At 60.7% G+C, this 20,072-nt stretch carries 14 protein-coding genes; 7 read left to right on the forward strand and 7 right to left on the reverse strand.

What is annotated here, in order from left to right; all coding sequences use genetic code 11:
- Positions 1-79 precede the first annotated feature (79 nt).
- The gene (locus PH558_RS05640) at positions 80-6,973 is read right to left on the reverse strand and encodes an apolipoprotein A-IV repeat region-like domain-containing protein (RefSeq protein ID WP_285202626.1); all 6,894 of its coding nucleotides are present in this window, start codon (positions 6,971-6,973) and stop codon (positions 80-82) included.
- 490 nt (positions 6,974-7,463) lie between these two features.
- On the opposite strand from PH558_RS05640, the gene PH558_RS05645 reads away from it, so the two are divergent.
- Together PH558_RS05645 and PH558_RS05650 are read left to right on the forward strand one after the other, a co-directional pair.
- A complete protein-coding gene (locus PH558_RS05645) occupies positions 7,464-7,832 on the forward strand; it encodes an Hpt domain-containing protein (RefSeq protein WP_095435040.1) in 369 nt (122 codons plus the stop codon).
- 149 nt (positions 7,833-7,981) lie between these two features.
- On the forward strand, positions 7,982-8,302 hold the full coding sequence (locus tag PH558_RS05650) for a 2Fe-2S iron-sulfur cluster-binding protein (protein ID WP_095435039.1): 321 nt from the start codon (positions 7,982-7,984) through the stop codon (positions 8,300-8,302).
- 445 nt (positions 8,303-8,747) lie between these two features.
- Here PH558_RS05650 and PH558_RS05655 read toward each other — a convergent pair whose 3' ends face one another.
- Complete coding sequence (locus tag PH558_RS05655) at positions 8,748-9,368, reverse strand: DUF922 domain-containing Zn-dependent protease (protein ID WP_285202743.1); 621 nt, start codon at positions 9,366-9,368, stop codon at positions 8,748-8,750.
- A gap of 103 nt (positions 9,369-9,471) precedes the next feature.
- Here PH558_RS05655 and folP point away from each other — a divergent pair, with 103 nt between their 5' ends.
- The 3 genes from folP to folK all read left to right on the forward strand — a co-directional run bounded on the left by folP (position 9,472) and on the right by folK (position 11,273).
- Positions 9,472-10,329, forward strand: coding sequence for a dihydropteroate synthase (gene folP / locus PH558_RS05660; protein ID WP_483314123.1), 858 nt, complete (start codon positions 9,472-9,474; stop codon positions 10,327-10,329).
- A 61-nt stretch (positions 10,330-10,390) separates the two neighbouring features.
- On the forward strand, positions 10,391-10,762 hold the full coding sequence (gene folB / locus PH558_RS05665) for a dihydroneopterin aldolase (protein ID WP_095435037.1): 372 nt from the start codon (positions 10,391-10,393) through the stop codon (positions 10,760-10,762).
- Positions 10,746-11,273, forward strand: coding sequence for a 2-amino-4-hydroxy-6-hydroxymethyldihydropteridine diphosphokinase (folK, locus tag PH558_RS05670; protein ID WP_483314124.1), 528 nt, complete (start codon positions 10,746-10,748; stop codon positions 11,271-11,273). Before folB ends, folK begins: the two co-directional genes overlap by 17 nt.
- Before the next feature lie 75 nt (positions 11,274-11,348).
- Here folK and PH558_RS05675 read toward each other — a convergent pair whose 3' ends face one another.
- The 4 genes from PH558_RS05675 to PH558_RS05690 all read right to left on the reverse strand — a co-directional run bounded on the left by PH558_RS05675 (position 11,349) and on the right by PH558_RS05690 (position 15,171).
- The gene (locus PH558_RS05675) at positions 11,349-11,900 is read right to left on the reverse strand and encodes a hypothetical protein (protein WP_285202629.1); all 552 of its coding nucleotides are present in this window, start codon (positions 11,898-11,900) and stop codon (positions 11,349-11,351) included.
- Positions 11,901-12,005: 105 nt separating this feature from the next.
- Positions 12,006-13,085 (reverse strand): YcjF family protein, encoded by a 1,080-nt coding sequence (locus tag PH558_RS05680; RefSeq protein ID WP_285202633.1) that lies wholly within the window; start codon positions 13,083-13,085, stop codon positions 12,006-12,008.
- Positions 13,082-14,557, reverse strand: a complete 1,476-nt coding sequence (locus PH558_RS05685; RefSeq protein ID WP_285202635.1) for a YcjX family GTP-binding protein — start codon at positions 14,555-14,557, stop codon at positions 13,082-13,084. The genes PH558_RS05680 and PH558_RS05685 overlap by 4 nt, the downstream gene beginning before the upstream one ends.
- A 122-nt stretch (positions 14,558-14,679) precedes the next feature.
- Positions 14,680-15,171 (reverse strand): SixA phosphatase family protein, encoded by a 492-nt coding sequence (locus PH558_RS05690; RefSeq protein WP_285202636.1) that lies wholly within the window; start codon positions 15,169-15,171, stop codon positions 14,680-14,682.
- 281 nt (positions 15,172-15,452) lie between these two features.
- Between PH558_RS05690 and dksA the strand changes: the two genes are divergently transcribed.
- Positions 15,453-15,872, forward strand: coding sequence for an RNA polymerase-binding protein DksA (gene dksA, locus PH558_RS05695; RefSeq protein WP_004109001.1), 420 nt, complete (start codon positions 15,453-15,455; stop codon positions 15,870-15,872).
- A gap of 92 nt (positions 15,873-15,964) precedes the next feature.
- Here the strand turns inward: dksA and PH558_RS05700 are convergent, their stop codons facing one another.
- The gene (locus PH558_RS05700) at positions 15,965-16,894 is read right to left on the reverse strand and encodes a flagellar biosynthetic protein FliO (RefSeq protein ID WP_285202637.1); all 930 of its coding nucleotides are present in this window, start codon (positions 16,892-16,894) and stop codon (positions 15,965-15,967) included.
- A gap of 390 nt (positions 16,895-17,284) precedes the next feature.
- Here PH558_RS05700 and cckA point away from each other — a divergent pair, with 390 nt between their 5' ends.
- Positions 17,285-19,903 (forward strand): cell cycle histidine kinase CckA, encoded by a 2,619-nt coding sequence (cckA, locus tag PH558_RS05705; RefSeq protein ID WP_285202638.1) that lies wholly within the window; start codon positions 17,285-17,287, stop codon positions 19,901-19,903.
- Positions 19,904-20,072 lie beyond the last annotated feature (169 nt).

Genomic DNA, 20,072 nt, shown 5'->3' on the forward strand with positions numbered 1-20,072 from the left:
GCCCTAAAACTATGGAGTAGCCTGAAACAGAAATCCCCGACATCTCTGCCGGGGATCGCTCATTCGTTCTTTGTCTATCTCAGCTCAGGCGGCCCGCTGCGTGAGCCAGCATGGTGTAGACCTTGCCGGTATCCGATGTGAGATAGGATTGCGTAACCGTCTTGTCGCGATCGGTGCGAGCAACGTCGGTGAGTAGCTTTTCGAAATCGGCGATGTAGCGATCGACTGCGGTGCGGAATTCTGGTTCGCGGTCGTATTTGCGCTTGATCTCATCGAAGGTCTGCTGACCCTTGAGCGTATAGAGGCGTCGTGTGAACACATCGCGTTCGCCACGCTGGTAACGACGCCATAGATCAACCGAGGCGTCATGATCGATCGCGCGGGCGATATCGACCGAAAGCGAGTTCAGCGATTCCACGACATGGCGCGGGTTGCGTGCGGCAGGAGCAGGTGCCTGTTCAGCTGGCGCTTTCGGTGCCGGTTGACGGGCTGGCTGCAGACCGGCGTTTTCATCGCGCGACGCGCCACGCAGCAGATCGCTGATCCAGCCGCCGCCGGCTGCTTCCTGACGGACAGGAGCTGCTGTTTCCGCCGGACGTTGCGGCTGTGCCGCCGGGCGCTCGGCCGGGATCGACCCACGCAAGCCGAGGGACTCGATCGACGGCGGCTGCGGCTGCGGTGCCGGGCGCTGTGCGGGCTGCTGGGCGACCGGAGGCTGTTGCACCGGTTGCTGCGGAGCAGGTTGTTGCTGCCGCGGAGCTGCAGCTGCCGGGGCAGGTGCGGCGGGCTGCGGCCGTGGAGCGGGCTGCGCATCCGCCAGGGCACGGACTGCAGGCTCGGAAATTTCCAGTTGCTGCGTCGAGCGACCGACGATCTGCGAGATATCCTGCAGGGCCTTGATCTGTTCGGCAACGGCGCGACGCATGGCTGCGGCGCTTTCCTTTGCCTCTTCCGGAAGGTCGAAGGCACCGCGCTTCAGTTCGCTGCGGGTAAGGTCGAGCTCGCGGCGAATATCGCCGGCCGAGCGGCGGATCTCATCCGTCGCACCGGCGAAGCGGCCGATCGCGTCATCCACCGCAACGCGCAGGGTTTCACGCAGCTGCTGGGCAGCCGTCTCGGACGTCTTGCCAGCGTCGGCGAGCATTTGCTCGACCTCTGACAGCGAGGCCGTGAGACCGCCGCGCAGGCGATTGGTGAGATCACTGGAGCGGCGCTCGGCATTGGCGAATGTGTTTTCGACAGCCTGGTTCGCTTCCTCGCCAGCTTTCTGCAATGCGGTGCGCATGTTTTCCGCCGCATCTTCGGCGCGCTTCTCCGCATCGGAGAGAACGCGACCGATATCGCCGAAGGAAGACTGCACACTCTGGCGGAGGTTGCCGGTCACCTGGTTCGACCGCTGCTCCGCCCGATCGAAAGCCGTTTCGACCATCGAGCCGAGGGCGCGCATGGTGTTTTCGATCTCCTCCGAGCGCTGAACGAGGCCGACGGCCAAGTTCTGCAGTGCCGTTTCGCGCTCTTCCAGCGTCGATACGAGGTTCGACTGGGCAGCGCCGAGGAGCTGGGATGCTTGAGTGAGCACCTTGGAGTGATCGTCGAAACGACCGACGATGCTGCCGACCTGCGACAGGGTCTGGCCGGTGATCTCCGACAGCTTGTCGACCTTGCCTTCGAGCAAACGGCTGGAGGCGGAAACCATCTCGCCGGCCTTCGCAGCAGATTCGGCGAAGCGCGACGAGGTTGCGGTGAGGCGATCGTCGACGTTTGCGAATTCGGTGGCCGCGTTGGACAGCAGGCCGGCAATCGCCGAGTTGTTGTCCGCCAGCCGGGCAATGATGCCGTTGACGCTTGCAAGCAGGTTGTTTTCGAGTGCGCTGACCGTGTTGACCGCGTGCTCGGTGCGCGATGAGATCGCGTTGATGAGGGCGGCGTTTTCAGCGCGCAAGCGTTCCGTGCTTTCCTGAGCTGCCGCAGAGATGAGGGCTGCCGCTTCTTGGCCCGTTGCCGCGTAGCGATCAACGATCGGGCGAGCCTGTTCGTCGATGAGGCGCGACAGCTCGGTGGAGCGTCCGGCAAGCATCGAATTCAGCTCGCGGGTGCGCTCGTCAAGCGAGGTGCGAATGGAGGAGCCACGGGCTTCCAACGCCTTGTCGACATCGGCAAGCGTCGAGCCGATTTCACGGGCTCGCTCTTCCAGAGAGCTGCGGATCGCTGTGCTGCGCTCGTCGAGCGCGCGCTCGACCTGGGCCATGGAGGCAGCAATCTGCTCGCTGCCGCCGGCAAGCGTGTTGCGAATAGCTGCGCCGCGGGCTTCCAGCGACTGTTCCGCGGAAGACAGGGCTTGCGAAATCGTATTGACCTGATTGCTGACGAGGCCCTCGGCTTCGGCGACCTTGTTGACGATCGCATTACCGGCTTCCGAGAAGGTCTGGGCGACGGCGGCAGCCTGGCTTGCCAACCGGTTCTGCGTTTCCGAGACGCGGTTGACGAGATCGTTGGAACGCTCGGTCATTGCGCGGGCAAAGGCATCGCTGTGGTTGCCGAGGTTTTCGGCGAATTGCTGGCCGGTGTTGGCGAGCAGCTCGGCCGTGCGCGTCGCCTCCGTGTCCATGCCTTGCGCGGCGTCGGCAACGGCCGTGCGCAGCGTGGTGGCCAGATTGGCGGCCTTGCCTTCGATCGTGCGATTGACGGCTTCGAGGCCGACATTGAGGGCACGGTCCATGGTTGAAAGGCGCTCTTCGATGCGGGCGGATGCCTGGCTGCCGCTGTCGTCGATCTTCGCGGCGCCGCTCGCCAGCGTATCGGAGAGGCGGTTGCCGGCAGCGTCGACCTGGGCGGCAACGCCTGTAACACCTTCATTGATGCGGTTTTCAAGAGCCGACAGGCTAGCTTCGACCCGCGAGCCGGTCTCGGCAAAGCGGTTCGTCATACCGTCGATCGACTGGTTGAGGTTCGACGAGAAGGTTTCGGCCGAGCGCGCGATGTCGCCTGCAGCCTGCTGGATACGGCCGGCAATATCGCCTGCACCGCTATTCAGCCGCTCTTCCAACATCCTTGCGCTCGTGTCGATGGTCTGGCGCAGGGAAGCCTCGCGATCTTCTAGCGACATTTCCAGCATGCTGGCGCTGGTGGCGATCGAGGTGCCGATAGCGGTCGTCTGCTCCATCAGCGTATTGTCGATCTGCGCATGGGCGTCGCGCAGGGCCAGATTGATCGCATTGCTGCGATCTTCCAGCGTGGAGCGCATACGCTCGTAGGCCGATGCGAGGTTCTGATCCATCTGCGACAGTCCGGCACCGAGAGTGTTTTCGAGCTGACGGGTGGTGGTGCCGAGAACAGTCTCGACGCGATCGCTGTTGCTGCCAAGCATTTCGGAGAGAGCGTTCGTATGGGCAGCGAGCGAGCGGTCCAGGCGATCCTGGTTTTCGCTATAGGCGGCACGAATGGCATCCGCCTTGTCGCCAAAGGCGCCGGCGACGCGGGACTCTGCGCCGGAGACGCTGTCCAGAAGTGCGTTGGCACGGTCTTCCAGGGCGCTTTCGAAACGGTTCTGGTTTTCGGCGAGCGAGATCGCGAAGGCCATGCTCTTGTCATCGAGCGTGTTGGTCAGTGCCTCATGACCGCTGGTGACGGTATGGGCAATGGCCTTGGCGCTGTTGGAAAGAGTGTCTTCGAGCTTCGCATGGCCTTCCGAAAGGGCGATAGCCAGGGCCATCGTCCGGTCGTCGAGGCTGTTGACAATCTTGTCGTGAGTGCCGGCAACCGTTTCGGAGAGGGCGTCGAGACGGCTCGATACCGCATCCTCGAGGCGTGACTGGGTGTCGGAGAGCGAAATGGCAAGAGCCATCGCCTTGTCGTCCAGTGCGTCTGCCAGCGCGTCGTGGTTGCTCCTGAATGCGTTGGTGATCGCCTCGGCGCGGTTGGCAAGCGTCGCTTCAAGGCGCGACTGGCCGGAGGTCAGCGCATCGGAGAGCGCCCGCGTCTTGCCTTCGAGCGTATCGGCAACGCGTTCGGCGTGGCCTGAGACGGTGTCTTCGAGACGGGCCTGGGCCTCCGACAGCGCGATGGCGAGTGCCATCGTCTTGTCGTCCAGTGTGGCGCCTACGCTTTCCACATGACCGGAAACGGCGTTTTCAAGGCGGGCCTGGCTTTCGGAGAGGGCAACGGCCAAGGCCATCGTCTTGTCATCCAAAGTGCTTGCAACGCTTTCCGTGTGTCCGGCTATGGTGCTTTCCAGACGGGATTGGCTTTCACTCAGCGCGATGGCGAGTGCCATTGTTCTCTCGTCCAGCGCCTCGGCCAAAGCATTGTGGTTGCCTGCAAATGCCTTGATGATCGCCTCGGCGCGGTTGGCGAGGGTTTCTTCGAGACGAGATTGGCCGGAGGTCAGGGCCGCCGCGAGCGCACTGGTCTTGCCTTCGAACGTGTCGGCGACGCGATCGGCGTGACCGGCAACGGTTTCCTCCAGCCGGGCCTGGCTCTCGGAGAGCGCGATAGCGAGCGCCATCGTCCTGTCGTCGAGGGCATTGGTGACGCTTTCGGCGTGACCCGAGACCGTGCTTTCGAGACGAGCCTGACCCTCGGCGAGTGCACGCGCAAGGTCCTTGGTCTTCGTATCCAGCGTGCCGGCAACGTGTTCCGCATGACCGGAAACGGTGTCTTCCAGGCGGGATTGGCCCTCGGAAAGCGCAATAGCAAGCGCCATCGTCTTGTCGTCGAGCGTGTCGGCGAGCTTGCTATGGGTGTCGGCCATGGCGCTGTTGATGGCATCGGCGCGGCTCGCCAGCGTGTTTTCGAGACGCAACTGGCTTTCGGCAAGCGAAATGGCCAGCATCGAGGTGCGTTCGTCGAGGGCGGCGGCCAGATGCTCATGGGAACCGCTAACGGCATTGGTGATCGCTTCCGAACGCTCGGCAAGCGTCTGCTCGAAACGGGACTGGTTGTCTGCCAATGCGCCGAAAAGCGCGTTGCTGCGAGCGGCCATCACGGCATCGACGCGCTCATGGGCGGAACTCAAAGCCTGCGTGATCTCACTGGTGCGGGCAGAGAGGGTATTGTTGATGTCATTGGCGCGGCCGGTGAAGGCCGAGGTCAGTTCTTCCGTGCCACTTTGCAGGGCGGCGGAGACGTCACGCGTGACACCCTGCACGGCGGAGGTGAAGGCGCCGGCATGCGACGCGAGCGTCGTGTTGAGTTCGCTCGTGCCCGAGGTGAGGGCCGAGGAAATGCCCGTCGTGGCGTTCTGCAGTGCCGACGTGATCTCGTTCGCCTTGGAACCGATGGCGCTTTCCAGCACTTCCTGTCCGGTTGCTAGCGTCGTTGCCAGTGCGAGGGACTGATCGGTAAGATGCGAACCCAGGCGCTCGATGCTGGAGGTCAGGATGCCTTCCAGCGCATCGGAATTGCTGCCGAGCGATTGATTGATGCGGGCGAGGCTTTCCGTGAGCTTGGTGTCCAGGGTGCCGGCGCGCTTGTCGAAGGCCGAGGTGAATTCCGATACGCGCTCGTCGAACGCCGTCGAAAGCTGCGCGATGGTCGACTGGAAGCGCTCGTCGAAGAAGCCGGAGCGCAGATCGATGTCCATGATGGCATCATCTGCGGTCGACTGTAGGCTTTGACGGAAGCTCGCGCCCTTTTCGTCGAGGGCCGTGTTGAGGCGCGACAGAACATTGTCGAGCGTGCCGGTAATGGAGCGCTCGCCGCCAGTGAGGCTCTCGCTGATTTCACGGGTGCGGGCAACCAGCGTCTCGTTGAGCTGGCGCGCACGTTCATTCAGTGCAGAGTTCAGCTTTTCGGTGTTCGCATCGAGTGTCGACGCGCGCGTTTCGAATTGGCCCAGCAGCGCGTTGCCGCGTTCGGCGAGGGTCGACGACAGCGATTCCAGGCGGGTGTCGAATTCGTGGCTGAGAGCGAGGCCCGAGGCGTTGAGGTTCTGCAGCAGGCTGTCGGTCTTGGCGGAAAGCAGGGTGCCGAGGGCCTGGACGGCGGAATCCGACTTCTCCATGAGTGCCGCTGCACGCGTGTCGATCATCGATGCGAAGGCTTCCCCCGAAGTGGAGAGGCGCACGGCGATTTCTTCGGTCGCCAGCGAGAGGTCTTCCTTGATCTGATCGTGTACGCCTGAGATCGACGAGCGGATCCGTTCGGCGTGATTGACGATAGCGTCGCGCTCGGTACCCAGCTCGTGGACCAGGCTGCGCACGCGCAATTCGTTGTCGGCGTAGCTGCGCTCCAGCGCATTGACTTCGGTATGGACGAGGGTTTCGAGCTCGGTGGCGCGCGCAATGGTGCGTTCGATGCCTTCGTTCATGGCCGAGACTTCACGGCGTACGGCTTGGCCGACCGTCATAATGCGCTCGGATGCAACGGTTTCCGGCTCGACGAGACGCAGGGCGACTTCCGCCATGGAGCGGGCTGCATTGCGCATGTCGTGCGCACGCGAAATCATCATGCCGAAAGCATAGAAGAGCAGCACCGGAACGATGATGCCGACGATGCAGGCGATGACGCCTGGAAGGGCTGCGAGATCCGCGATCGAATGGATGTTTCGGATCTGCGTGCCGTAGAGCATGAAGGCGAGGCCGGCGCCGCCGATGATCCAGAACAGCGAGAAGATCGTGGCGTTTCGCACCGCGTGGCTCTGCGAGGCTCCGTCGAGCGCTCTCAATATGCTTGCGGAACTCGCCCGGCTGCCGTCATTGGCGGCGGCAAGGTTCGGGTTCTTCGGCGCCTCGGCGGGGCGGGGCGGGATAGCAGGGGCGGCAGTGCTGCGTGCGCCGCCATTCTTGCGGGCGGCATCATCCCTGGTCTGCTTTATCGGCTGTTTCGGCGGCTCAGACACATTTCGCTCCGGGACATCGGGCGTAGTGCCGCTGCGAGACTCCAAGCTCTCGTCACTGAAATCGATCTGCAGAGCTTCGTCCAATGCCTGAAAGGCCTTGTCCTCGACCGACTCGATGTACTTTTTGTTCGCCATGCGGTTACGCCTCGTTACAACTCACTCGGGCTTGCCGTGTCTTTTCCGGTAATTCCGCCGCGTCCGGAAAAGACGACCCCTGCCTCCCGCGGGTCTTCCGTCTTCGATCAACATCGAATTTGGATTTCCCATTACATTCAGAGTGGATAACTGGTTTTTCAAACGGATGTTATGAAAACATTACCATCATCCACTTCCGGGGCAAAGGCATGTGCCATCTACCCAATTTACTAGTATCGTAGTGACACATTCCCCCAGTCATGACAATTAATTCCACCTTAAAGCCAGTGGATCGTTAAGGTGGCATTAACCCTGTTTACCTGTTCAACGCCATGAAAACCTAAGATTTTGAGCATGTTTAACGCACGTTAACCATGTCTGGAGTTTTCGGCCCTCAATGTGCCAAAATTTAACTGGATGGCCATGCCGGGCCGCAACTATGCGGCAGGTCCATAAAACAGTCATAGATAAATGACGGGAGCATTGGCACATGGCAGCTTTGAACATCGCATTTGAATCTCCTGATAATTCGCGGGGCGCGGCCCCGTCGCGGGAGCGGGCGATCGATCTCGTCCACCTCGGCAAGCAGACTATGGGCGACAAGGCGCTTGAGGTCGAGGTGCTGCAGATGTTCGCAAGGCAGGCCCGCTCCTGCCTGCAGGAGATCGGCAGCGGCGATCCCAAGCGGATGGAGGCCGCATCGCACAAGCTGAAGGGCGCTGCCAGCGCCATTGGCGCTTTCCGCGTGGCGGATGCGGCCGGAGCACTCGAAAGCAATGTCGGCGACGCCGCTCACGTGGCAGCGGTTACAACCAGCGTCATCGAGGCTGAAAACTTCATTTTGAAGCTTTCGCGCTGAGCTGATCCGCTCGACGATCAATGATGTGCACCCTTGCGCCGCCAGACGGGACAAACCGTTTCGGCGGCGCAAATGTTGACTGCCCCATCGATTTGTTGGAAGTAAAATTCCGATCACCCTTCATTCACGAAATATCGGAATTCACCCACATGACCAAATTGACCATCGTCGCCTTCGACGGCACGCGCTTTGACCTCAATGTCGACGAGGGCTCCACCGTGATGGAAAATGCCGTACGCAACTCCGTTCCAGGCATCGAAGCGGAGTGCGGCGGTGCGTGCGCCTGTGCCACCTGTCATGTCTATGTCGACGAGGAATGGACCGAAAAGGTCGGCGGCCCGGAAGCCATGGAAGAAGATATGCTCGACTTCGCCTTCGACGTTCGTCCGAACTCGCGGCTCTCCTGTCAGATCAAGATGAAGAGTACGCTGGACGGCCTTGTCGTCCATGTGCCGGAGCGCCAGGCCTGACACCGGACCTCGGGCACGTCCCGTCCTATCCGTCGCGATAATCCCGCTGAGAGTCGAATCTCCAAAAAAGATGCCCCGCTCAGCTGGTGCAGCGAGCGAGGCGAGGCGGGCGCATCACCGCAGGCAAGGGAGGAAACACCTGCGGCTTCAGGACGCGCCAGGAGAACACTTAGCGCATGCTTTGAAAATTAAACCCGACTGCGCCGAAGAGCGAAGAAACCCGCCAGCGCAGGTACTTAAAATCGATCCTTTTGCGACATCCACCCGGTCTTCTTCGAATCAACCAGTGCGTTTGTCTCTGTAATTGATAGGAAAAACCTATTTCAGATTCTCGTAAAGTTCAAAGAACGACGAGATCAGACGATTCACAGGATATAGTGACTGATTTCCCACAGTTGGCGCTGCTGATCGCCTTTTGCGCCGAAAGGTAGTTTTCGGAAGGCTACTACCGGGCGCCTTGGCGGCTGCGATAGTAGAGCAGCCTTTGCATCCGGCTCGTGAAATTGATCGCTTCGATGCGATCGAAGCGCGCCTGATCGGCATCGTGCCGGTCGGTTTCCCGCGACGTCACCTCATTCGCCTTTTCCTGAAGCGCATCACAATTGCTGGCTGACGGCAGAGACAGGATCTGCCTTTCCATCTGCCGCGCATGTTGACGGGCGATTTCGACATGCCGGTCCTCATGGCGCCGGATATCGGCGGCCAATGTATCCCAGATCATAGAAAGCTGCTTGCTGGCATGCCGCCGGTCACGCCAGCGCGGCAGAATGATTTCCGTATCGACCGTAACCTTGACGCCGGAAATATAGCAGCGGCCGTTTGCTTCGCTGTAGGTCGCATTGCCGCCGAAGCGGATCCTCGTCGCACCGGGATGGTGACTGCTGGAGCCGATCGCCAGCGGTCCGCGCTGGTTCAGGGCGGCATCGAGCTCGTCGGCAGTGCTGCCCTTTATGTCGAAATAAGAAATGGATTTGCAGGCGATGACTTCCGCGCCGGCTACATTGGGTATGCAGAACGCGAGCAGCAATGCACACGAAAGACTGAACTTATGGGATGCAAGCGGCATTCGTGTCGCTACCATGTTGAACTTCTGCGAACCTTGCGGCATAGCCACTGTGAGCGCAATATCAAGCGCGAGGTTTTTTCCTTTTCAATGGGATGGACGGTTCGTGACGGAGCTTCGGAGCCAAACTTGGCATGTCGCGCATGGCCGCAGTATCGATGTCGGCGGACAGAGCGTCATCATGGCTATCGTCAATGTGACGCCGGATTCCTTTTCCGACGGCGGGCATTATGAGGCCGTCGATGCGGCTGTTGCCCATGCGCTGGCCTGCGTCGAGGATGGGGCTGCCATCATCGATATCGGCGGCGAATCGACAAAGCCGGGTGCTGCTGCCGTTAATGCCAGCGAGGAGCAGGGGCGGGTATTGCCCGTCATCGAAGCCTTGCGCGGCAGGATCGATGCGCTGATTTCCGTCGATACGTATCGCGCCGATACGGCGCGGTTGGCGATCGGCGCCGGCGCGCATATCGTCAACGATGTGTTCGGTCTGCAGCGAGAGCCAGATATTGCCACCGTGGCGGCGCAAACGGGTGCCGGCCTCTGTATCATGCATACCGGGCGTGAACGGCAGAAGCTGCCTGACGTGATCGATGACCAGCTTTTCTTTCTCAATCGCTCGCTGGAGATTGCCGCTGCGGCCGGTGTCGACCGGCAGACGATCGTGCTTGATCCGGGCTTTGGCTTCGCCAAGGAGAATGCCGAGGAAAATCTGGAGCTGATGGCGCGTTTCAATGCTCTGCTGCGCTTCGAGTTGCCCCTGTTGGTCGGCACCTCGCGCAAGCGGTTCGTCGGCACCATAACGGGCCGCGACGCAGCCGATCGGGATGTCGGCACTGCCGCAACCAGCGCGATCCTGCGGTTGCAGGGGGCTGCGATATTCCGCGTACACAATGTCGCAATCAACAGGGACGCGCTAGCGGTTGCGGATGCTATTCTCAGGACACGCGCGAGACTTAAAGCATAATGCTCGAATTCAGGGAGCGGTTTTCGGACCCGATCGCGCCTGTTCGAAACGGAGAGAGGCTATGAGCGCCGTGACATACACCATTACTTTGCAGAATTGCGCCTTCTTTGCCCGGCATGGCGTCCATGATGAGGAGGAATTCCTTGGCCAGCGCTTCTTCATCGATGCCGAACTCGATGTCGAAGCCGGCGATGCGCTGGAGCGTGATTCGATCGACGACACCGTCAATTACGGCATCGCATTCAGCGTCATCGAGGAAATCGTGACCGGACGTCGACGCTATCTGATCGAGGCGCTGGCGCTTGATGTGGCGAAGGAACTATGCCGTCGTTTTCCGGGTATTCGCCGCGCCAAAATCACGGTACGCAAGCCCAATGCCCCGGTTCCGGGCGTTCTCGATTATGTGCAGGTGAGCATTGAGCATTTTGCCTGAAGGTGTAGCCGTGCGGACGACGCTCGGTTTGGGTGGCAATCTGGACAACCCGGTCCACGCCATGGCGCTCGCCTTGCGCACTCTGGATGCGCGTGCCGATTGTCAGGTGGTTTCGGTATCGCGGCTTTATCGCACGCCGCCCTGGGGCAAGACGGACCAATCCTTCTTCTACAATTCCTGTGCTGCGGTCGATACGACCCTCACGCCGGAAGCCCTGCTCGACGTGTGCCTCGACATAGAGCGGCAGATGAAGCGGGTGCGGATCGAGCGCTGGGGGCCGCGAACGATCGATATCGATGTGCTGACCTATGGAGATCTGGAACAGGCCGAGCCGCTGCTCACCATTCCGCATCCGCGAATGGTCGAGCGTGGTTTCGTGCTGATGCCGCTTGCCGATTTCGCCGCGGATCTCGTGGTCAAGGGGAGGGCAATCTCGGATTGGTTGCAGGATGTTGATGTCGAAGGTATCGAGGTCGCGGACGAAAGCCGCGACTGGTGGCGGGCGGCCTGAACTGGACCATATGTCCATATAAAGAGAAGGCCGGCAAAATTGCCGGCCTTCTCTTTATGAATTGTTGCCCAATGCTTACTGGATCGATCCAACCGCCATCTGGTCGACGTCGGCGCGCTTCAGCGTGACGCCGATGACAGGCACCATCTGGTCGCCGACCTTCACCGAGATTGTGACATTCATCGACTTGCTGTCCGGAACGCGGGCGATCATGGCGCCGTTGAGCTTCTGACGGTTCAGCCCAAGGACGACGGTGTTGTCGTTGACGGTGCCGGATGTGACGTCGAGGCCCTTGCCGGCCGCACCATCCAGGAATTTTCCGCTATAGGAGCCGCCGCTCTGCGTGATCTCGGCTGACATCGGCTGCTGGAAGACGCCGACGCGGCAGGTGCCGTCGAGCTTGACGCCGGCGCTGCCGCCATCGGATGGCTTGCCCGTGAGATTGCAGGTGAACTTCGTGCCTTTGTACTTGCCGGCAACGATCTCGCCGGGGCCGCTCCATGTGCCCGAGATAGACTGGAAGAACGCCTTGTCGCGGGGAGCCGCTTCGGCTGATTGCGTCCAGGCGCCGGTGGAGATGGCTGCGGCGGCAAGGCTGCTTACAAGAAGAAATCGACGCGAAAACATGGACATTCCCTAGCGAGGCGAAACCGTGAAACTGGTTGCCACTTTTGCCCGAGAATGGTTAATGCTTGGTTTCCGAAGGTGCTGAAGTCCCTAATTTGCAGGTCATCACGCGGGGTTGCGGCCGGTGACGTTCGGCGTGAGGTCGCCGGCGAAATCGGTAATGCCCGGTCGCTTGAGTGCCTTGAAGGGGAGCGGTCGGCAGAGATCCATGGCAGCTATTCCGATCCTTGCGGTCATCATGCCATTGACGACGCCCTCTCCAAGACGCGCTGACAGTTTCGACGCCAGTCCGTGGCCGATCAACTGCTGGACGATGCTGTCGCCGACAGCGATGGAGCCGGTGACGGCGAGATGAGCGATCACATCGCGCATCAGTCTGATCATGCCGAGCGTGCCGGGTCTGCCGCCATAGAGTTCGGCCATGGCGCGGACCAGTTTGGCCGCTTCATAGAGAACGTAGAGAATATCGACGAGAGCGCGGGGACTGACGGCTGTTACCATCGACACGCGTTTCGACGCGCCGAGGATTAGCGCCCGGGCGCGGCGGTCGAGGGGGCCGAGGAGCTCGCGCTCTGCAAGGTCGATCAGCTGCGGGGCATCGATGATATCGTCTTCTGCTGCCCTCAGGGTCGCGCGGCCTCTTGCCGTATCGGGATTGGCTTCCAGAATGGTGCAGAGGCGTTTGACCAGAGCTTTGGCACGGGCAGGCCGGGTCTCGACGATAGCGGCTTCCGCCTCGGCCTTGATAGTCTGTACCGCCGCGAGCCGCATCATTCCTGCGGTCTCGCGGATGACGATGGCAAGGACGGCAAGAATGCCGATGGCGACGACCGCAATGGCGGTGTAGCCAAGCCAGTCCGCCCGGCTGAACAGGTCGCGGATGAGCTGATCGGTCCAGAGGCCGAAGGCGAGTGACACCAGAATGCCAAGCGCACCGAGCGCCACCTTGCCGAAGGAGAATCCCTTGCGGCGGGGCTTGGCGATGGCAGTTGCATCCGAATCGGCACCGAGGGCGGGATTGATGAATGGATCTTCCGCGTCGGACGTCAGCACGATGTCGGTATCGAAGCTCTGCGGCTTGCGAACCGCTGGCGAAGTTACCTCTTTTCTGGAGGTTTCCGGTTCCACCGTGAAGGCGCTGGGACGACGATTACCGTTCGGCTCGTTTTCGGTCGATTTCGTCATGCGAGACGGTCTCCGAACAGGAACTGCATGGCGCGGTCGAGGCGGATATGCGGCACCGAAAGCTTGATGCCTTCCCCGGTTTTTTCCAGCTCCGGCGGGCGGAACCGGACAACGTTCACCTCGGGCAGATGGACCTTCGCCCCATCCGATTCAAGGGCTTCGAACAGCCAGCGCGGGTTTTCCGGCAGATCGCCGGGGAAGACCGCCGTCTTGCGATTGCCGTCGAAGGTCTCGCCGGCGATGGTTTCCCCGTCCATCGGCGTGCCTACGATGACGGGAAGCGTCTGGTCGTTACGGGTCACGGTTGCCTCGCGAGTGGCGCGTACCGAAGCGATGGCCATGACATCGATGCCGGCACCGGCCATGCCGATGCGCTCTATGGCGCGGTCGACGAGACGGCGAGTTAATGCCTCCAGCCGGTCATGGCTTTCATGATGGAGATGGTCGGCCTTGGTCGCGGCGACCAGCACGCGATCGATGCGGCGGCCGAGCAGCGAGGATAGGAGGGAGTTGGTGCCTGGGCGAAAACAGGCAAGCACATCCGTCAGCGCTCGTTCCAGATCCTGAACGGCTTCCGGGCCGCGATTGATGGCCTGCAGGGCATCGACCAGAACGATCTGCCGGTCGAGACGGGCGAAATGCTCGCGGAAGAAGGGTTTGACGACGACGGATTTATAGGCCTCATAGCGGCGCTCCATCATGGCCCAGAGCGAGCCCTTCGGCGTGCTGCCTTCGGGCGGCAGCTTCAACGGCGCGAAAGTGAGGGCAGGTGAGCCGTCGAGATCGCTAGGTAGCAGGAAACGGCCGGGCGGCAATGTCGAGAGCGAGCGCTCATCGGATTTGCAGGCTTTGAGATAATCGGCAAAGGCGGTAGCGAGGTCGCGTGCCTTCATTTCATCCGCGGATGCTGCGATGTCTGTCGCCTCCGTCATGGCAAGCCAATGACGTGACAGTTCGGCGCGAATGCCGGTCTCCGCCAGAGTCAGCGTTTCCTCGCTGAAGGTACGGAAATCCTTGGCAAGCAGCGGCAGGTCGAGCAACCATTCGCCGGGATAATCGACGATATCGATGGAGAGGCGACCGGGCGAAAACAGGCGATTCCAGCCGCTGGCGCTTTGATAATCCAGCGTGATGCGCAGCTCGGAAATGGCACGCGTGGAATCCGGCCAGATGCGGTCTTTGACCAGGGCACGGATGTGGTCCTCGTATTGAAAGCGCGGCACGGCATCATCCGGCTGCGGCTCGAGGCGAACGGCGGAGACGCGACCGGATTGCACCGGCTCGAACAGTGGCAGACGGCCGCCATTCAGCAGATTATGCACCAGCGAGGAGATGAAGACGGTCTTGCCCGAACGGGAGAGGCCTGTAACACCCAGACGGATCGTCGGATTGACGAGACCGGCGGCACGATCGGCCAGATTGTCAAAGGCGATGAGGGCGTCGTCGGTAAAAGAGGTCAGGCTTGGGGGCAAGGCGGGATCCCTGGATGACAGCGTGGCCGTGAATATAGGGATCGAAACTCGCGCCGAAAAGGTGAGCGGATATGGCTCTGCAATCACTCGCGAGAGGGATTGCGGCTCATATCGGGAAGTCCCTACTCGGTGACAAAATCCGTCAGGGTCCAGCCTGCAGATGTCGCATCGATCACAGCAAGGCCGGCTGTCGGAAAACCACGTGGGAGCGCATCGACGAAGGCCTCATGTCCGATCAGCGCGGCGAGCGTCAGTTCGATGATCGGATTGTGCGCGACAAGCATGACGGACTCCTGGTCGGTCTGCGTCGAGATGAGTGACAGATAGATATCCGGTGTGCCGTTATAGAGTGCATCGACAAAGCGGAATTCCGTCGAGGGCATGACGGCGCGGCGCATGGCCGCGGCCGTCTGACGACAGCGCAGGGCAGTGGAGGAAATGACGAGGTCCGGCTTATAGCCTTTGCCGATCGCTTTCTCCGCGACGATCTCGGCCGCCGCATAGCCATTATCGCTCAAAGGGCGATCGAAATCCTTCTGTCCGGGCGTAGCCTGCCGGGCCTCGGCATGGCGTAGAAGATAGATCCTGGACGGCGGCGGCGAAATTCTGGTCATGGCGAAATTCCGGGGCTCGATTTCCCCAATGAGGTAGCGTCTGTTCGCATACGCCGTCAACTGCGAGGCGATCCGCGAGAGGGCGAAATGCCCCACCTTCACGGGAAGGTTACGAACGCGGAGAATCGGGGTCGACGAGAAGAAATGATGAAAAAATAGACCCTTAGCCGAATTTTATGACAAATTTAAAAATCAGTTGACAGCATCTATTTGGCTTGAATCGGTACTATTGGTTGGGATATACACCCCAGCCATATGAGATGTTCTTCAGGAGAATCGCGTTGAGTGAGAAGATCGATCTTAGCAACTATGTGCCCTCGGAAGACGAGGAGTTCATGAATCTGAATCAGCGAGCTTATTTTCGAGCGAAGCTGATAGCATGGAAAAACGACATCCTTAGAGAAGCGCGCGAAACCCTGGACCATCTTGCAGAAGAAAGCGCAAATCATCCCGATCTGGCTGATCGGGCTTCCTCGGAAACCGACAGAGCCATCGAACTTCGGGCTCGTGATCGCCAGCGTAAACTCATTTCCAAGATCGATGCCGCCTTGCAGCGTATTGAAGATGGTACTTACGGCTATTGCGAAGAAACCGGCGAGCCGATCGGCTTGAAGCGTCTGGACGCTCGTCCCATTGCCACTTTGTCGATCGAAGCACAGGAACGCCACGAGCGCCGCGAGAAGGTTTATCGCGACGAGTGAATGGTGGTTCGGTTTCGACCGGGCTCATAGAATAAAGGCACGATGGAGATATCCGTCGTGCCTTTTTCGATTCCGACGATTGGGGCCGCGCCCTATTTGTCGCGGCTGACGCTCATTTCCCCGAAGATGCGAGCGACTTCTTTCTGAAGGGCGCTGTCGGCTCCGGTCAGTGGCGCAAGTTCGGGCTCGACGCGCTTTGCCGGGCTTGGGATTGGGGATGGCGTGGCATTTGGCTGCTGCTGCACCTGACGTTGCGCCGGCGCGTTCGGAATGATCCGTTCGGCGGTCAGGTTCTTCGACATTTCAGCTTCCAGTATGCGTTGGAAATCGTTGTCGGGTTCGGCAGTAGGCGTCGGCGCGACCGTGGGTTCGACTACCGCCTGGCGCGCGGGAGCAGGCTGCTGCTGCGGCAGGACAACGTGGCGGGCAGCATCCAGTATGTCGGCTGCTTCAGCCTCGCTGATTGCCGGAGCGGGCTGAAGGGTCGGTTGCGGTGGTTTGACAGTGGCGGCTTGTGGGTGTTCGGCCGCCTGCGCCTGTGGAGCGGGTTCCACTGCTGGTGCAAGGCGGGGTTCGTTGCGCAAATAGGCTTCGATCTTGTCTTCGGCGGATTGCTGTCGCTGCGGAAGTGCTGCGGGAGGAGCTTCCACCCCAGTTGCCTTCTGCTGCTGCGGCTGTCTTTCTTCAAATGCCATGGGGATATCGACCGGCGTCGCGGCGGTCCCGACCCGGGTGGCATCGGAAATGCCCGATTCGATGACGATGTCCGTCGGGCCGCCGATCATGATCAGATGCTCGATCCCATCGCGTCGCACGAGCACGAGACGGCGACGGGCATCGACGGCGGCGGCATCCAGCACCTGCAGGCGAGGCTGACGGTTCTTGCCGCCGCGCACGAAGGGGGAAGGCGCTCGGTTGCGCATGATCCAAAGAATGCCGATGAGCACGAGCAGGGCAATGCCAACTCCACCGGCTGCGAGAAAGAAACGGCTGCCATAGGCTCCGGCGATATCGTCCAACATATCGAGATACTCCGTAATTGTCCCCGATGTCGCGGTTTACAGTGCCGCGCGCCAGATGTGACGCGCAAAGGTCGCTGTAGTACTTTAAATCCGCTGCATAATTTGCCCTTAAATCGAATCCAATTTAGGGAATTACGCAGTAGACGCAACTGTTGCGGGTAATGCTTTGACCGTGACCCTTCTATACGGTGATCATATGAACAGGATTGCGCCGGAGACAAGATGCGATTGCAGGCCGTTGTATTCTATTGCTTGTGAATTCAAGCCTTTCTGGTCCGGCAAAGCTTTTTGCGGATGACGCAAATTGATAAAGAAGATTCGAAAGGTCCGACTCCGGCGACCCCAAGGTGTATGACATGTCGCGAGGAGAACGGCCGATACGAGGGGTTTATGACGAAGCAGCGTCCGTCCGACGAGTATAGCGTGCCGCTGGTGGATCGCGGAGTTCGTTCTGGAACCGTGCTGCGCATCATCCTGCTGGCGCTTGTTCTCGTGGCCGCCGCGGCGGCCTTTGTCGTCTTCAAGAACCAGCTCGACAATGAAGCGGTTCTCGGCGGTCTCGGCATTCTCGCCATGGTCGGCATCTTCTTCCTGGTCTCCTCCATCATCGGTTTTGTCGAGGTTATGCCGCAGCCGCAGTCCGACAGTCTGGCGCGTTCCTTCCTCAACAGCCATCCCGACGGGACGCTGATCACCGACGAGAAGGGCCGCATCGTCTACGCAAATGCCGCTTACGGCCGCCTCACCGGTGCGACGAAGGCGACGGAAGTGCAGTCGCTGGAAATGCTGCTGTCGCGAAATCGCGAGTCCAACGAGGCTCTCTATCGTCTTGCCAATGGCCTGCGCGATGGCAATGAAGGATCGGAAGAATTCCGCCTGCTGAAGCCGCTCGGCCCCGTTGACGGAAGCGGCAATGGTGCGCACTGGTACAGGCTGAAGGCACGAGTGCTGCCGCCGGAGCAGGGCAGCAGCAAGGTACTGCATATCTGGCAGGTCACCGACATCACCTCCGAGCGTGACGATCAGGAACGCTTCTTCAAGGAATTGCAAAACGCGATCGACTATCTCGACCACGCGCCGGCCGGCTTTTTCTCCGCCGGACGTAAGGGCGAGATCTTCTATCTAAATGCGACGCTTGCCGAATGGCTGGGCTTCGATCTGACCAAGTTCGTGCCGGGCTCGATGACCATAGGCGATCTCGTCGCTGGCGAGGGGCTGGCGCTGATCCAATCGGTGCAGGCGGAACCGGGTCTCAAGAAGACTGTGACGCTCGATCTCGATCTGCGCCGGTCCAATGGCCAGAGCCTTCCGGTTCAGATCGTCCACAGCGTCACATCGATGCGCGACGGCGCTCCCGGCGAGAGCCGCACCATCGTCCTGACCCGGCAGAACGGCGGGGATACCGAGCAATCGGCCTCCGCCGCCGCGATGCGCTTCAGCCGCTTCTTCAACAATACACCGATGGCGATCGCGTCCGTCGATGGCAACGGCCGCATTCTGCGGACGAATGCGCCTTTCCTGAAGCTCTTTTCGGAATTGGTATCCCGCGACGATATCGAGCGCGGTGCTGCCCTCGAGAGCGTCGTCAACGAAAGTGACCGGCCGCAGCTACAGCAGGCGCTGGCGGCCGCCAAGGACCGGCAGGGCGACATTCCGCCGATCGACTCCCGCAATCCGAAAGACGAAACACGACATTTCCGCTTCTACGTCAATGCCGTCATCGACCAGACCGACGAGGCGCCGGAAGAAGCTGCCATCGTCTATGCGGTCGAGGTGACCGAGCAGAAGGCGCTCGAAACACAGATGGCGCAGACGCAAAAGCTCAATGCCGTCGGCACGCTTGCAGGCGGTATCGCGCATGACTTCAACAACGTTCTGACGGCGATCCTGCTTTCGTCCGACCATCTGCTGCTGCAGGCGCGGCCCTCCGATGCGAGCTTTGCGGATCTGATGGAAATCAAACGCAATGCCAATCGCGCGGCCGTGCTGGTTCGGCAGTTGCTCGCCTTCTCGCGCAAGCAGACGATGCGGCCAACGGTTCTCAATCTGACCGATGTGATCGGCGATCTGCGCATGCTGGTGGATCGGCTGCTGTCCGGTACGCATGTCAAGCTCGACGTCGATTACGGCCGCGATCTCTGGCCCGTCAAAACCGACCTGTCGCAGTTCGAACAGGTGCTCATCAATTTGTGCGTCAATGCCCGCGATGCCATGCCGGGCGGCGGGACGCTGACGCTGCGCACGCGCAATCTGCTTGCGGCCGATGTCAGCGCCTTCAACTATCCCTATCTTCCGCATGAGGACATGGTGCTCGTCGAGGTCAGCGATACCGGCACCGGCATCGCGCCCGAAATCATGGACAAGATCTTCGAGCCCTTCTTCACGACCAAGGAAGTCGGCAAGGGCACCGGCCTCGGCCTTGCGATGGTCTATGGCATCATCAAGCAGTCCGGCGGCTATATCCAGCCGGAATCGGAAGTGGGCAAGGGAACGACCTTCCGCATCTTCCTGCCGCGGCACATCGTCGAAATGCCAGCGGTGACCGAGACGAAGGTGCCGGAAAGCCGCGATGTCGCGGCCATGGACCAGAGTGTCGGTATAACCACCTCTGCAGAAGAACCGGCCGATCTCACTGGCAAGTCCGCTGTCGTGCTACTTGTCGAGGACGAGGAGGCGGTGCGTCGCGGCGGCAAGCGCATGCTCGAGACGCGCGGCTATACCGTCCACGAGGCCGGGTCCGGCGTCGAGGCGCTCGATATCATGGATGAGCTCGACGGTCAGGTCGATGTCGTCGTCTCCGACGTCGTCATGCCCGAGATGGACGGGCCGTCGCTCCTGCGCGAACTACGCAAGAAATATCCGGACCTGAAATTCATCTTCGTGTCGGGCTATGCCGAGGATGCCTTTGCCCGCAACCTGCCGGCGGACGCCCAATTCGGCTTCCTGCCAAAGCCGTTCTCGCTGAAGCAGCTTGCTGTCGTCGTGCGCGAGACGCTGGACAAGAATTAAGTGAGGGGCGTTTTGCGCCCCTCGATGTTGCCGATTACGGCGCAACGGTGTAATCAACCGCCCATGATCGACCTTGCCAGGCCCAATTGCCAAAAGTGGTGGCGCTCCTTCTAGAAGCGGCAGTCGTCATGTCTTGAAATCGACCCTGCCGCCGTGATCCGGCAGGCAT

Source organism: Rhizobium pantanalense, from assembly GCF_030182525.1.
GTDB lineage: Bacteria > Pseudomonadota > Alphaproteobacteria > Rhizobiales > Rhizobiaceae > Rhizobium.

Coding starts and splice junctions, on each gene's coding strand:
- PH558_RS05640 (WP_285202626.1), bottom strand. CDS start 6,973: ATGGCGAACAAAAAGTACATCGAGTCGGTCGAGGACAAGGCCTTTCAG.
- PH558_RS05645 (WP_095435040.1), top strand. CDS start 7,464: ATGGCAGCTTTGAACATCGCATTTGAATCTCCTGATAATTCGCGGGGC.
- PH558_RS05650 (WP_095435039.1), top strand. CDS start 7,982: ATGACCAAATTGACCATCGTCGCCTTCGACGGCACGCGCTTTGACCTC.
- PH558_RS05655 (WP_285202743.1), bottom strand. CDS start 9,368: ATGCCGCTTGCATCCCATAAGTTCAGTCTTTCGTGTGCATTGCTGCTC.
- folB (WP_095435037.1), top strand. CDS start 10,391: ATGAGCGCCGTGACATACACCATTACTTTGCAGAATTGCGCCTTCTTT.
- PH558_RS05675 (WP_285202629.1), bottom strand. CDS start 11,900: ATGTTTTCGCGTCGATTTCTTCTTGTAAGCAGCCTTGCCGCCGCAGCC.
- PH558_RS05680 (WP_285202633.1), bottom strand. CDS start 13,085: ATGACGAAATCGACCGAAAACGAGCCGAACGGTAATCGTCGTCCCAGC.
- PH558_RS05690 (WP_285202636.1), bottom strand. CDS start 15,171: ATGACCAGAATTTCGCCGCCGCCGTCCAGGATCTATCTTCTACGCCAT.
- PH558_RS05700 (WP_285202637.1), bottom strand. CDS start 16,894: ATGTTGGACGATATCGCCGGAGCCTATGGCAGCCGTTTCTTTCTCGCA.
- cckA (WP_285202638.1), top strand. CDS start 17,285: ATGACGAAGCAGCGTCCGTCCGACGAGTATAGCGTGCCGCTGGTGGAT.